The following is a 13,481-nucleotide window of genomic DNA, read 5'->3' on the forward strand; positions in this document are numbered from 1 at the left end:
CTGGTTGTAAATGTCTAAACAAGAGACACCTACACCGTTTCATCCATTTAAAATAAATCATGAAAAAAATTATATACGCGCTGCTTGCAACCGGTATGTTGAATACGGGTGCTATGGCGCAACTAGATAAAAACAGAACAACATCAACCCGGATTGCAGATTTATTAGCACAGCTTCCGGCTGATAATGCTACACAATTGAAGAAAAGCATGGACGAGCTGGCTGAACTTGGAAAACCAGGTTTGGTCCAGATCGCTACGATGCTTGCCGCGCCTGGAAAAGGCGATGATAGCAAAGTACAGTATGCTTTGGGTGGTTTTACCTATTATTCTGCCCAGGCTGGAAAAGAGGCCCTGCGTAAAACAGCGGCTGATGCCTATGTGGAAGCTTTGGCAAAAGTAGATGCGCCGGAAAGCAAACAATTTCTAATTTATCAATTGCAAACAGTTGGGAAAGATGAAGCGGTGCCTGCGCTGGCAACTTTCCTGACTGACGAAAAATTATCAGGACCTGCAGCGAGAACCCTGGCAAGAATTGGATCAGAAACAGCTGGAAAAGCGTTGCTTCAAAGTCTGGCGAATGCAAAAGGTAATCCTCAAATTGCCATTACTGAGGCACTCGGCGGAAGTCGCTACAAGGAAGCTGCTCCTTCGATTGAAAAAACGGCAGTTAGTGATGATTTGAATCTTCGTAAAGTAAGCTTGTTCGCACTTTCTGAAATTGGTGTTCCATCTTCGGAGGCGATTTTGGCAGCAGCGGCAAAAAAGGCAAATTACTTATATGATGAAGCTAATTCGACCGCAGCGTATCTAAATTATTTATCCCGTTTGTCTCTAACAGGCAATGCGCCGATTGCTGATAAAGCCACACTTTTACTTATCAACTCATTGGTTGATATTAAACAAACCGATACCCGTTCCGCTGCTTTGAAAATTTATGCAGACAGCAAAAAACGTGAAAGTGTTCCGGTGTTGGTGAAGGCTATGGAAAGTACTGATCCGGAATATCGTGCAGCAGCCTTGAAACTTGGTCAGAAATATACCATGGCCGACGGTACAACGCCTTGGCTCAACGCCATGAAAAAAGCGAAACCGGAAGTTCAGGCTGAGATTATCTATATGCTTGGCCGTGCGGAATCCAAAGATGCTTTGCCAGCCGTTACTAAATCACTTACTTCAAAAGATGCAAAAGTGAAAATGGCTGCCATCTGGTCTGCCGGGAAAATTGGTGGTGAAAGCAGCTTACCTGCTCTGCTTTCAATTTTGAAAAAGGGTAATGCTGACGAAATCAAGGCGGTAAAAAATACGCTTCTGACTCTGAAAGGAAATACAGTTGTCGATCAACTCGCAGCCGCATTACCTGGTTTGCCGGCCACGGCACAGCCAGCTGTCATTGATGTATTGGCGGCCAGAGCGGCCAGTTCAAAAATGAGTATAGTTTTTGATCTGCTGAAAAGTAGTAATCCTGAGGTAAAAACAGCTGCTTTCAATGCGTTGAAATCGCTCGCATCTTCAAATGATCTGCCGCAATTATTTACGCTTTTAAATTCAGCAAACACTCCGGAAGAAATTTCTGCGGTTCAGAATGGGGTTATCACAGGAGTAAAAGGTTCTGGAAATGCCATGGCGCAAAGTGATATTATATTAAAACAAATTACTGCTTCTCCAGCTGACAAACAATCTCGTTATCTGGCAGTACTGGCAAGTATTGGTGGAAATAAGGCTTTAAATTCTGTTGTTGCCTCTTATAATTCGGGCGATGCTGTTTCGAAAAAAGCAGCCATATCCGCGCTTTCAAACTGGACAGATGCCAGTGCCGCTAATGAACTTTTAGCTATTGCTAAAAAATCAGCTGATACGGACGATTTCAATCTTGCCCTGACGGGTTACGTTGCGGGAGTTTCCAAATCGACAAAAACACCGGTTAACAAAGTTCTGATGCTTCACAATGCAATGGACATTGCCAAAACAGATGCTCAAAAAGAATTGATCCTGAAAGAGCTCGTAAGGTATAAAACTTTCAATGCGCTGCTTTTGGCCGGAAAATATCTGGACGAATCAGGTGCTGTCCAACAGGCATCTGCGATGGCCGTTATGAATATCGCCCTGGCAAATAAAAATTTCACCGGGGAAGAGGTTCGTTCTTTATTGACAAAAACATCTTCAGTACTGAAAGGCCAGGACTCTGAATATCAAAAAGAATCAATCCGTAAGCACCTTTCCGAAATGCCGGCAGGTGAAGGTTTCGTATCGCTGTTTAATGGAAAAGACCTGACGGGCTGGAAAGGTCTGGTGGAAAATCCGATCGCTCGTGCGAAAATGAGTGCTGATTCGCTGGCTTTCAAACAGAAAAAAGCGGATGAAGTGATGAAGACCGGTTGGGCTGCAAAAAACGGCGAACTGGTATTTTCTGGTCATGGCGATAACCTATGCACAGTTAAACAATATGGTGATTTTGAAATGTATATCGACTGGAAAATTGAATCGAAAGGTGATGCGGGAATTTATCTTCGCGGAACGCCTCAGGTTCAAATCTGGGATACTTCGCGTGTGGAAGTTGGCGCGCAGGTAGGCTCGGGCGGTTTATATAACAACGCAAAAAACCCTAAAAACCCAACCAAACTGGCAGATAACGCGATTGGTGACTGGAATAATTTTCACATCACCATGATTGGCGACAGAGTAACTGTTGAATTGAACGGCGAACGCGTTGTTGATAATGTCATGCTGGAAAATTACTGGGATCGTAACTTACCGATTTTTGTAAAGGAACAACTGGAATTGCAGGCGCATGGAAACATCGTTTACTACCGTGATATTTATGTAAGGGAAATCCCACGTCCTGAACCTTTCGTACTTTCTGACGAAGAGAAAAAAGAAGGATATAAAGTTTTGTTTGATGGTACAAATATGCACGAGTGGACTGGAAACACCACAGATTATACAAGCCAAAACGGGGAGATGGTTTTAGATCCAAAAGGCGGTGGAAAAGGTAATTTGTATTCAAAAGATCAATACAGCGACTTCATTTTCCGTTTCGAGTTTCAGCTTACGCCGGGAGCAAATAACGGCTTAGGAATCCGTACGCCGATGGAAGGTGATGCTGCATACGTAGGTACAGAAATCCAGATTTTGGATAACGATGCAGACATCTATAAAAATCTGAAAGAGTATCAGTATCATGGTTCAGCTTATGGAATTATTCCTGCGAAACGTGGTTATCTGAAACCGCTTGGCGAATGGAATTACGAAGAAATTTATTTAAAAGGCTCGAAAATTAAAGTGACTTTGAACGGAACGGTTATTACTGAGGGCGACCTTGCGGAAGCCAGTAAAAATGGTACCGCCGACCACAGAGATCATCCGGGACTAAAAAACACTTCGGGTTACATTGGATTTCTTGGGCACGGTTCTCCTGTCAAGTTCAGAAATATCCGTATTAAAGATTTAGCAAAAACGGCAGAAGAGCCGGTTGCTGGTAAGAAAAAAGTAAAAAAGAAAAAGTGATATACTTTTGAAGAAAATTTAAAAAAGTCCGGTCGCTTCTGACCGGACTTTTTTCGTGTTTTTTTATTTAGTTTTGGTATAACAATTTTATGATATAACGGTATCAATCCTTAATTCAATAAAAAGTAAATTCAACAAAAGCATATGAAAACCAAAAACATTCTATTCGCAGCAGTATTATCTGCCACCGCATTGGCTACACAGGCGCAGACCAAATTGACAGAACTCTGGGCAACTGAAGCCACAATACCGGTTCCTGAATCCGTCTTTTATAGTGCCAGTGACAAAATGCTGTATGTAGCCCAGATTGATGGAAAACCAGGCGAAAAAGATGGGAAAGGTGCGATTGGGAAAGTTGGACTGGATGGAAAAATTGTTAACTTAAATTGGGTAACAGGCCTTCATGCACCCAAAGGCATGGGTAAACTAGGCTCGAAATTTTACGTGGCCGACGTGACTGACATCGTCGAAATTGATTTTAAAACTGGTAAAATATTAAAAAAATATCCGGTAGAAGGATCAAAATTCCTGAATGATCTGACGATTGATTCCAAAGGAAATATTTACGTATCAGATTCGGATATGCATAAAGTTCATTTATTAAAAGATGGAGTTGTTTCTACTTACTATGAAACACTGACCCGTCCCAATGGTCTGCTTGCAGTTGGTTCAGACTTGCTGATTCTGGATAGCGGCGCGCTGATCAGACTGGACGCTAACAAAAAACCTACCACCATCGTAGAAGGACTGGAAAAAAGTACGGACGGCATCGAACAGGTAAAACCAGGCGAATACATCGTGTCTTGCTGGGCAGGTGCAGTCTATTATGTCAAAGAAGGATCGAAAGAATTGATTCTTGATACAAGGCCTCAAACCAGTAATACAGCGGATATCGGATACGATCCGGTTAAAAAGATTGTGTATGTCCCAACATTTTTCAAAAATAGTGTAGTAGCATATCAGTTAAAATAAATATATTTAACAGAACAAAACAAAATTAAAAAAACAGGCATTTCTATGGACATTTTTGTTGGGAGTCTTTCTTTTAAGTTAAAAGAAAGCGAGTTGCGTGAAGCTTTTGAGAAATTTGGTGAGGTAAGCTCCGCAAAAATTATTATTGACAAAATTACACGTCAAAGCAAGGGGTTTGGGTTTGTAGAAATGCCTGATGAGGAACAGGCTAAACTAGCCATAAGTGAGTTGAATGGAGTCGAAATGTACGGCAGACCATTGGTTGTAAACGAATCACAGAAAAAAGAAAGAACACCTGGAGATCAGCCAAGGTCAAGTAGTGGTGGAGGTAGCAGCAGTAGCACAGGTGGAAGTGACAGAAGCGCTAACTTCGGAAGAAACAAGCCAGCCGGTGGAGGTTATAGCGGTGGTGGAAATAGCGGCGGTGGTTACGGTGGAGGCAGTGGCGGATATGGTGGAAAACCAAAATCTGACTATGGTCGTGGCGGAAGAGACGGAGACTACAAAAAAGGCGGCGGATCGAAAAGAGGTGATTCGAGAGACAGAGACGATTGGTAAGAAATTGTCGATTTAAAATTGACGAAAATATAGTTAATCGAAAAAAGTCATCAGGCTGTCGAACCTGATGACTTTTTTCGTTTCTAAAACCATAAAATAATTTCTAGCGAATCGATCGAAACCAAAAATAAAACTATTCATATCAAACAAAAAGGCCGCAAATAAAACTTTGCGACCTTCCCTTTTTAAACTTTTTTGCTTTGCGTGAAACTGGAAATTAACTCTCAGCCTTCACCTTATTATCCTTAAAGAACAGGACAAATAATACAAGAACCAAAGCCGCAATACCAGCCGGAACCATCCAGATGCTCGTCCAGTCTTTAACACCATTAACCGTGTAAGTATCTGCTACAATACCCGCGATCCAGGAACCGATTCCCATCCCGATACCATACGTTGCAATCGTAATAAGCCCCTGTGCTGATGATCTATATTTTTCACCAGCTTTGCTATCGGTGTAAATCTGACCGGTAACAAAGAAAAAGTCATAACAAACACCGTGAAGAATAATGGCCATGTATAGCAACCATTCACTGCTCGCGTCTCCATAACCAAATCCGATAAAACGAACGATCCAGGCAATAAGCCCAACGATCAACATCCATTTAACACCAAATTTGCGGAAAGCCAGTGGAATGAGTAACATGAAAACTACTTCCGAAGCCTGTCCGAGCGACATTTTGTTTTCAACATTGGTCATACCTGAATCGGTCAGAGACGGGTTTGCCATGGCATAATAAAATGACAATGGGATACAGATCAACAAAGAAGAAACAAAGAAAATCGCGAACGAACGGTCCTTGAAAAGTTTGAAAGCATCAAGTCCTAAAATATCCGAAAATGAAGTACTCGTGTTCGGTTTTGGAGGTGTGTTGGGAAGGAAAAAAGAATAAACACCAAGGACCGCCGCAGCTACCATCGAGATTTTAAAAATCATAACGCTGTCTCCAAACCCAAAATATCCTATAATATTTGAAACAACGATCCAGGCAACCGTCCCCATAACACGAATGGTTGGGAAATCTTTTTCCGTATCCTGAACATGTTGCATAGCGATAGAAGTGGTCAAGGCCATCGTCGGAGCAAAAGTGATACAGTATGCCAAAATTACCCAAAAAAAGGTGTCTGCATCCCTTATTTCTGTAATGACATATAACAGGGCAGCACCAGCCAAACTCAAAACACCAAGAACTTTCTGCGCAGCGAAATATCGGTCCGCAATCATGCCGACAAAAAACGGGGCAATGATCATCGCAATTGAAAAAGCAGCATATGCTCCACCCACTTGTACACCCGTTGCACCCAACTCATTAAACATGTACTTACTCATCTGGCCATACCACGAGCCCCATATAAAATAGAGCAGGAACATCATGGCCATCAATTGATAACGCGTCAGATTTTTCATAAAAAAGATTAGGAATAATTAAATAAAAAGGTCGCAGCCTAAGCCGCAGGCACTATTTTTTCTGAATCATTTTCTGAAATTCATTTAATTTCAGAAGCGCTTCAATGGGTGATAACGTATTCACATCGATCAGAGACAGACTTTCTTTCAGTTGTTCGAGCCTTGGATCTGTCGGCTCAAAAATGCTTAACTGGAAATTATTTTTTGGCATCTCCTTGATTTTTTTGGTATGCTTTGCGGCTACATGATCCTTTTCAAGGTGATGCATAATTTCACTTGCCCGTAAAACAATCGGCTGAGGCATGCCTGCAATTTGGGCCACATGGATACCAAAACTATGTGCACTGCCTCCGGGTTTTAATTTGCGAAGAAAAATTACTTTGTTATCAACTTCCTTTACGGCAACATTGAAGTTTTTGATGCGCGGAAAATCATCAGCAAGCTGATTTAATTCGTGATAATGCGTTGCAAAAAGTGTTTTAGGTTTTACCAATGGTTGATTATGCAAATATTCCGTAATTGCCCAGGCAATGGAAACGCCGTCATAAGTGCTCGTACCACGGCCAATTTCGTCCATAAGCACCAGACTCCGGTCACTCAAATTGTTAAGAATACTGGCCGTTTCGGTCATCTCGACCATAAATGTACTTTCTCCACGGCTCAGGTTATCGCTTGCTCCTACCCTTGTGAATATTTTGTCAACAATGCCGATCGTTGCCGCTTTGGCTGGAACATAACAGCCCATCTGCGCCATCAGAACGATTAAAGCGGTCTGACGAAGCAAAGCCGATTTACCTGCCATGTTCGGACCAGTAATGATAATGATCTGTTGGGTTTCATTATCCAGATACACGTCATTTGGGACGTAACTCTCACCCAAAGGCAATTGCTGTTCGATTACCGCATGGCGGCCATCTTTGATATCCAGTATTTTTTCGTCATTGATAACAGGCTTGACATAATTATTTTTCTTTGCAATCGAAGCGAAAGAACCAAGTGCATCAAGGGAGGAAATAATAATAGCATTTTGCTGGATCGTACCGACATATTCAGCGGCAGTTAAAATCAAAGCTGAGAAAATCCGAAACTCAATGGCTGAAATTTTGTCTTCAGCATTAAGGATTTTCTCTTCATATTCTTTTAATTCCGGCGTGATATATCGTTCACAGTTGACAAGCGTTTGCTTGCGGATCCATTCTTCCGGGACTTTATTTTTATGTGAATTGGTAACTTCAAGATAATATCCAAAAACCCGGTTATAAGCGATTTTCAAAGACGGAATTCCCGTACGCTCCATTTCCTCATTTTGAAGTTTCAAAAGGAAACCTTTTCCTTCACGGGAAATTGCGTGCAATTCATCCAGTTCTGCATCAATACCGTCTTTGATCATTCCGCCCTGATTGATCAGCAACGGCGCATCTTCTCTCAACTCCCTTTCAATTTTATCAATCAAAAACGTGCAAAGATTGAGCTGATCTGCATATTTGCTCAACACGGCATAACTGGTATGCGTGGAAGCAATTTTACCCAGTATTTCTTTGATCGGACCAATTTGTTTCAATGACTTTTTCAGCTGGACCATCTCACGAGGACTAATCCGCCGAACAGCTACCTTTGAAATCAATCGTTCCAGATCTCCGATCTGTTTCAGATGCTGCGTTATAGACTCATGTAATTCATCGTTTTGAAGAAAAAACTCCACTGTATCAAGTCGCTCCTCAATCGGCGATTTCTCTTTTAATGGCAAAACAACCCAACGCCTTAATAACCTCGCCCCCATTGGTGTAACCGTCTGATCCAGAATCTGAATTAACGGAACGCCGCCTTCCTGCTGCGGAAAAACAAGTTCAAGATTCCTGACTGTGAAGCGGTCAAGCCAGACATATTTTTCCTCTTCCAGCCTGGTCACCCGACTGATATGACTTACTTCTTTATGTTCTGTTTCTTTTAAATAGTGAAGAATTACACCTGCTGCAATGATACCGAGCGTCAGGTTTTCAATACCATAACCTTTGAGCGTGGTCGTATTAAAGTGCGTGGTTAGCTGTTCATAGCCGTAATCATATCCAAAACACCAGTCTTCCAGTTGGAAAGTATGAAATTTACCACCAAAAAGCTGATTGAATTCTTGTTTATGTTTCTTGCAAAACAAAACCTCAGACGGCGTGAAACCTTGAAGCATCTTGTCAACATAGGCAGCGTTGCCCTGCGCAGTCATGAACTCTCCGGTGGAAATATCCAGAAAAGCAATTCCATACGCATCATCAGCACCCACATGGACAGCCGCCAGATAATTATTTCTGCGCGTATCCAGCACATTATCATTCATGGAAACGCCGGGCGTAACCAACTCAGTAACGCCGCGTTTTACAATTCCCTTGGCTGTTGAAGGATCTTCAAGCTGGTCGCAAATGGCAACACGCTCTCCGGCCCGAACCAGTTTTGGAAGATAATTATCTAACGAATGATGCGGAAAACCAGCAAGTTCTTCGTGTGCTCCGCCGTTATTTCGGCGCGTCAATACAATGCCAAGAATTTTGGATGCACGGATCGCGTCTTCTCCGAATGTTTCGTAAAAATCGCCAACCCGAAACAGAAGTAAAGCGCCGGGATACTTGGCTTTGATCTGATTATACTGTTTGTTAAGCGGAGTTTCTTTTTGTTCCTTTGCCAACTAATATTGATTTTGAAAACAGGATAACTACAAAATTAACCCTTCTATCCGGTTTGGCAAGTCCCGATAGTTGTTTTATCAAGTTAGTTTTAAGCTCAAAGTGTGAGGGCCCTGACTTCCTTTTCCGTAACTTCCCATACGTCCCCTGGTTTAGCGCCTCCACCTTCAAAATCTGTTAATGAAATTTTTCCAATTGCCCAGCGAACCAGACGTAAAGTTGGAAATCCGACAGCAGCCGTCATCCGGCGAACCTGACGATTTTTACCTTCATGCAGCGTAATGGATACCCAGGAAGTCGGAATGTTTTTTCTAAAACGAATGGGTGGATTACGTTCAGGCAATGTTGGTTCATCGAGGAGTGAAACAGATGCCGGCAAAGTCAGATAAGACTTCCCATTGATCGAAATTTTTACTCCGTCTGCTAATTGCAGACAAGCTTCTTTCTTGATTTCGCCCTCCACCTGAACGTAATAGGTCCGCTTATGGCGGTTTCTTGGTTCAAGCAATTTTGTTTTGAGGTAATTATCATTGGTCAGTAAAAGCAGCCCTTCACTGTCAGCGTCCAGGCGCCCAACCGGATAAATATCCTTCGGAAAAGTAAAATCCAGATCGGCCAGTGTAGCATGTTCGCCTTCACGGCTAAACTGTGAAAGCATTCCGAATGGTTTGTAAATGAGGAAGTAACGAAACAAATTATTTGATAATTACGGACAACATCTGTCCAAATTCAATTGATAAGCGATTCAAGGTTAAGCACAAAACCCGGAAGAACCGGGTCGCCTGATAGTTTTACTTTTAGAGAATCTATAAAAGTGACACCTCCGTCGGAATTATAAATATAAACTGATGAATTATTATAATCAATCAGCCAGCCCAACTGAGCTCCACATTCGATATACTCTTTCATCTTTTCGTGAACATAAGCGGTCTCCTCAGGCACCGAAAGAATTTCTAAAATAAAGTCCGGACAAATTGGTGCAAACACCTCCTTTTCATCTTTATTAAGGGCTTCCCATCTTTCGTTTTGAATCCAGGAAATGTCGGGAGAGCGCACAGATTTATTCGGTAACGTAAAACCCGTTGACGGTCCGAATAGTACACCTTTCCTACCTTGATTATTCCACGCTGCTAACTTTGCACCTATACCAGCATTTAACCAACAGAAATAAGAACCCCGAAAAGGCAGAAGAATAATATCTCCCTGAGAATTTCTCTCAAATTCCAGCAGGTCGTTAATTTGGCAGAACGTAAAGAATTTCTCTTCATCCATCAAACTTCCCATTTTGAGAATCAACGGAGTTGAAATAGCCATTTCTCTTATCTTAATCAATTTCCAGCCAAACCGGACAATGATCTGAATGAACAGCATCATTAAACTGCCTGCTCCCGACGATCCTGTCTTTGAGGGTGTCTGCTACGGAAATATAATCGATCCGCCAGCCTTTGTTATTGGCTCTCGCTCCTGAGCGATAAGTCCACCAGGAATATTCTTTCAGATCCGGATTCTTGAATCTGAATGCATCAGTATAGCCGCTTCCAAACCATTTCGTCATCCATTCTCTCTCTTCCGGCAAGAAACCTGACGATTTTTTATTCCCCTTTGGATCATGAATATCGTTTTCAGTATGCGCAATATTATAGTCGCCGCAGATGATCAGATTAGGTCGTTCAATACGCAGCATATCAACCCAATTATTAAAATCTTCCAGAAAACTCATTTTTACGCCCTGACGAATTTCTCCGCTGGTTCCTGACGGAAAATAACAGTTAAGCAAAGTAATATTCCCAAAATCCGCGCGGATAATCCTTCCTTCACTGTCATAAACCGGTAAGTTCAGGCCAAGCGATACCAGATCCGGCTTGATTTTGGAAAATATTGCGACACCACTATACCCTTTTTTTTCAGCAGAATGCCAACCAATCAGCTCGTAACCAAGCGCAGTGAAGCCGGAAAGATCAACAACATCCGGCGTAGCCTTCACTTCCTGAAAACAAAGTATATCAAACGACTTGTCTTTCAGCCATTCCAACAAGCCATTTTTCAAAGCCGCCCGGATTCCGTTAAGGTTGTACGTGAGAATTTGCATGCCGATTATTTTTCTTTATTGATGCCTAAAATCATATCACTTGTAACATCCTGGTCAAAAGTTATGTAACCCGGATAATTGATTTGTTTTCCGGCAAGATCCAAAGTTGGCTTTACTTTCAAAGTAAGTTTCGTCGGTTTGGACCCTGATTTGCCTGATAATGCTAACACCATATTAATAAATTCGTCTCTGGTTGCATCATTCGTCAATAACTTATAAACGTTGGCGCTCAACTTAACCGGAACACGAGTACTGCCTGAACCCGGGTAAACTTCTATTTTCTGATTCAAGAATCCGTTGAAAATTTCTGTATCCGTAAGCAAAACTTTGTACTCCATCTGATTAATGGCAGCTTTTTTGCGGGTCGGATTATTGATATCTAAATTGACACGCAGATCAAGCGGCACATCTTTGCGCAAAAGTGCAAGTCCAAGTCGTGGGTAACGAGCCATATCCAGATCGCCCATACTCTTGATATTTCTAAATTCGCGAACGTCAATTCCAGCAAGATATACGCTATCAGCAGACGCAATTTTATATTTACAATCTCCAAAAGCCTTCGCCTCGGAAACCTGACGACTTACACCACAGCTCGTGAACAGTCCAACCGTAGCCAAAATCGCGATAACCCAAATTTGTTTTTTCATTGTGTGTTTTAATTTTTTCTTGCAAGATAAACAGTAGCAACTACAACGCGTATACCTGCGCTGGATTATTCTTTTGTTACGACTTTTTTGATTAAAGGCCTATGCAAGGAATTTTGGCTGATAAATTGTTGAAAAGCTATTAAATGATGAAACTTACCTTACCCGTCTGATGGCGAAAAAGCCGTCAGACCGGGTGGCTCCGTCCGACGGTTTTTTCTACCGTCGGACGGATAATAAACCACAACGCAAACGCTGAACCAATCGCAACCATACCATCACCAACCCATTATACTTTTACAAAAAATCTTTTTGCATGCCTTGGTTCAAGCGCATACCTTTGCAAACTTTACAACTTTTTTTATTCAAAACAGACTACAATGGCAAGCTGGTATTTAGGCAAAATACGTTACCAAAAAGAAGACGAAGCAGGAAGTCTTAAAACAATAAATGAAACATATCTGGTTGATGCAGTTTCCTACACCGAATCAGAGGCAAGGCTTTACAAACAGATCGTTACCGGCGCCAGTGATTTTAGCGTCATGGCTATTTCGAAAATGCGTCTGGCAGATTTGTTTTCTTATGAAGACGGAGAAAAGTGGTTTAAAGCCAAAGTGGTTTACTTTTCAGTAGACGAAAAAAGCGGAAAAGAGAAAAAGGTGGTGAATTATATGCTGGTCAATGCAGACGGAATTGATCAGGCGTTGCAACGTATTACAGAAAGTTTGCGCACGATGCTTATCCCTTACGAAACGACAGACATAAATCTGACGCCAATTCTTGATGTGTTCCCATACACCGCGGAAGAGGAAGAAGTTGAGATCCCTGCAAATTTACGCCCCCTTTCCGAAGTAATGGCGGAAAGAGAGGCGGTACAATAGTTTTCAATGAGCCTAATCCCCTACTTTTACCTCCGGATAACCGCGGGTAACTGCCAGAAAAGGATTAGGCTCATAACTTTTCAGTTTAAGCTCAACATCTTTTGAATTCAATTCAGTCACTAACTGACGTGCTCCAAAAATGTGGGTAAAATCGAATGACACCGGTAAACTGGCTATGTTTTCGATCAGTTCAAAACCATACAATGGATAAATTCCAAACGGCGTTGTTGTCAGCCACAGTTTATCTTTTTCTTCCGACCTGGCATAAGACATTTCATATTCCGCGCTCTCCAGACCAAAATCTTTTCTCTTATTTCCTGTCGGCAGACAATACGTATTGAAATCTTCCTTTTGCTGGGTAACAGTCTCTGCATCTGGTTTGACCTCGTCCACTTTTTCAATGATCTTCATCTTTTTCCCGGCTTCATCACTTCCGCAGTAAATATATTTCCCATCCTGGAAAGCGATAATAAAATCGAAGTTTTTACCGGTATCGCCATAACTGTTCTCTTTTTTAAAACACATGGTCCCTGTTACCGGATCAACGTAAATCACGATTTCGCCTTTGGCCTTATCCGCCTTGTTATCATAAACATAGGTCAGCGCATGCGTAAAGTAGTATTGCCCTTTTTCTGGTTTCCATTGTGAAGCTCTGGACAGGGCCGGTTTTTTAGGAGCTTGTGCTCTCACAAAACTTCCGGTAAATAACAAAGCAAAAATCAGATAGCAGAATATTTTTCTTGGCATAAAA

Annotated in this window: 11 protein-coding genes; 4 read left to right on the forward strand and 7 right to left on the reverse strand. The window is 41.9% G+C overall.

What is annotated here, in order from left to right:
• Positions 1–59: 59 nt before the first annotated feature.
• The 3 genes from AC1XUO_RS03060 (at position 60) to AC1XUO_RS03070 (ending at position 5,036) form a co-directional block, all read left to right on the forward strand.
• On the forward strand, positions 60–3,506 hold the full coding sequence (locus AC1XUO_RS03060; RefSeq protein WP_483328282.1) for a 3-keto-alpha-glucoside-1,2-lyase-like domain-containing protein: 3,447 nt from the start codon (positions 60–62) through the stop codon (positions 3,504–3,506).
• Between the two features lie 144 nt (positions 3,507–3,650).
• Positions 3,651–4,478, forward strand: coding sequence for an SMP-30/gluconolactonase/LRE family protein (locus tag AC1XUO_RS03065; RefSeq protein ID WP_483328283.1), 828 nt, complete (start codon positions 3,651–3,653; stop codon positions 4,476–4,478).
• Positions 4,479–4,523: 45 nt separating this feature from the next.
• A complete protein-coding gene (locus AC1XUO_RS03070; protein ID WP_483328284.1) occupies positions 4,524–5,036 on the forward strand; it encodes an RNA recognition motif domain-containing protein in 513 nt (170 codons plus the stop codon).
• 217 nt (positions 5,037–5,253) lie between these two features.
• Here AC1XUO_RS03070 and AC1XUO_RS03075 read toward each other — a convergent pair whose 3' ends face one another.
• The 6 genes from AC1XUO_RS03075 to AC1XUO_RS03100 form a co-directional block, all read right to left on the reverse strand.
• On the reverse strand, positions 5,254–6,444 hold the full coding sequence (locus AC1XUO_RS03075) for a nucleoside permease (RefSeq protein WP_483328285.1): 1,191 nt from the start codon (positions 6,442–6,444) through the stop codon (positions 5,254–5,256).
• A gap of 52 nt (positions 6,445–6,496) precedes the next feature.
• Positions 6,497–9,118 carry a DNA mismatch repair protein MutS gene (mutS, locus tag AC1XUO_RS03080; RefSeq protein WP_483328286.1) on the reverse strand — a complete coding sequence of 874 codons (2,622 nt, stop codon included), beginning with the start codon at positions 9,116–9,118 and terminating at the stop codon, positions 6,497–6,499.
• Positions 9,119–9,213: 95 nt separating this feature from the next.
• Positions 9,214–9,810, reverse strand: coding sequence for a pseudouridine synthase (locus AC1XUO_RS03085; protein WP_483328287.1), 597 nt, complete (start codon positions 9,808–9,810; stop codon positions 9,214–9,216).
• A gap of 35 nt (positions 9,811–9,845) precedes the next feature.
• The gene (locus tag AC1XUO_RS03090; RefSeq protein ID WP_483328288.1) at positions 9,846–10,490 is read right to left on the reverse strand and encodes a Uma2 family endonuclease; all 645 of its coding nucleotides are present in this window, start codon (positions 10,488–10,490) and stop codon (positions 9,846–9,848) included.
• Positions 10,441–11,205, reverse strand: coding sequence for an exodeoxyribonuclease III (locus tag AC1XUO_RS03095; protein WP_483328289.1), 765 nt, complete (start codon positions 11,203–11,205; stop codon positions 10,441–10,443). The genes AC1XUO_RS03090 and AC1XUO_RS03095 overlap by 50 nt, the downstream gene beginning before the upstream one ends.
• A gap of 5 nt (positions 11,206–11,210) precedes the next feature.
• Positions 11,211–11,852 carry a hypothetical protein gene (locus AC1XUO_RS03100; RefSeq protein ID WP_483328290.1) on the reverse strand — a complete coding sequence of 214 codons (642 nt, stop codon included), beginning with the start codon at positions 11,850–11,852 and terminating at the stop codon, positions 11,211–11,213.
• A gap of 377 nt (positions 11,853–12,229) precedes the next feature.
• Here AC1XUO_RS03100 and AC1XUO_RS03105 point away from each other — a divergent pair, with 377 nt between their 5' ends.
• Positions 12,230–12,730 carry a DUF4494 domain-containing protein gene (locus tag AC1XUO_RS03105; RefSeq protein WP_483328291.1) on the forward strand — a complete coding sequence of 167 codons (501 nt, stop codon included), beginning with the start codon at positions 12,230–12,232 and terminating at the stop codon, positions 12,728–12,730.
• A 12-nt stretch (positions 12,731–12,742) separates the two neighbouring features.
• Here the strand turns inward: AC1XUO_RS03105 and AC1XUO_RS03110 are convergent, their stop codons facing one another.
• Complete coding sequence (locus AC1XUO_RS03110; protein ID WP_483328292.1) at positions 12,743–13,477, reverse strand: hypothetical protein; 735 nt, start codon at positions 13,475–13,477, stop codon at positions 12,743–12,745.
• Positions 13,478–13,481 lie beyond the last annotated feature (4 nt).

The organism is Dyadobacter sp. HNCC25DJ186 (assembly GCF_056895235.1).

Bases quoted from the DNA above. Each gene is read 5' to 3' on its own strand.
- AC1XUO_RS03065 (WP_483328283.1), top strand. From the start codon at position 3,651: ATGAAAACCAAAAACATTCTATTCGCAGCAGTATTATCTGCCACCGCA.
- AC1XUO_RS03100 (WP_483328290.1), bottom strand. From the start codon at position 11,852: ATGAAAAAACAAATTTGGGTTATCGCGATTTTGGCTACGGTTGGACTG.
- AC1XUO_RS03105 (WP_483328291.1), top strand. From the start codon at position 12,230: ATGGCAAGCTGGTATTTAGGCAAAATACGTTACCAAAAAGAAGACGAA.
- AC1XUO_RS03095 (WP_483328289.1), bottom strand. From the start codon at position 11,205: ATGCAAATTCTCACGTACAACCTTAACGGAATCCGGGCGGCTTTGAAA.
- AC1XUO_RS03110 (WP_483328292.1), bottom strand. From the start codon at position 13,477: ATGCCAAGAAAAATATTCTGCTATCTGATTTTTGCTTTGTTATTTACC.
- AC1XUO_RS03070 (WP_483328284.1), top strand. From the start codon at position 4,524: ATGGACATTTTTGTTGGGAGTCTTTCTTTTAAGTTAAAAGAAAGCGAG.
- AC1XUO_RS03060 (WP_483328282.1), top strand. From the start codon at position 60: ATGAAAAAAATTATATACGCGCTGCTTGCAACCGGTATGTTGAATACG.
- AC1XUO_RS03090 (WP_483328288.1), bottom strand. From the start codon at position 10,490: ATGATGCTGTTCATTCAGATCATTGTCCGGTTTGGCTGGAAATTGATT.
- AC1XUO_RS03075 (WP_483328285.1), bottom strand. From the start codon at position 6,444: ATGAAAAATCTGACGCGTTATCAATTGATGGCCATGATGTTCCTGCTC.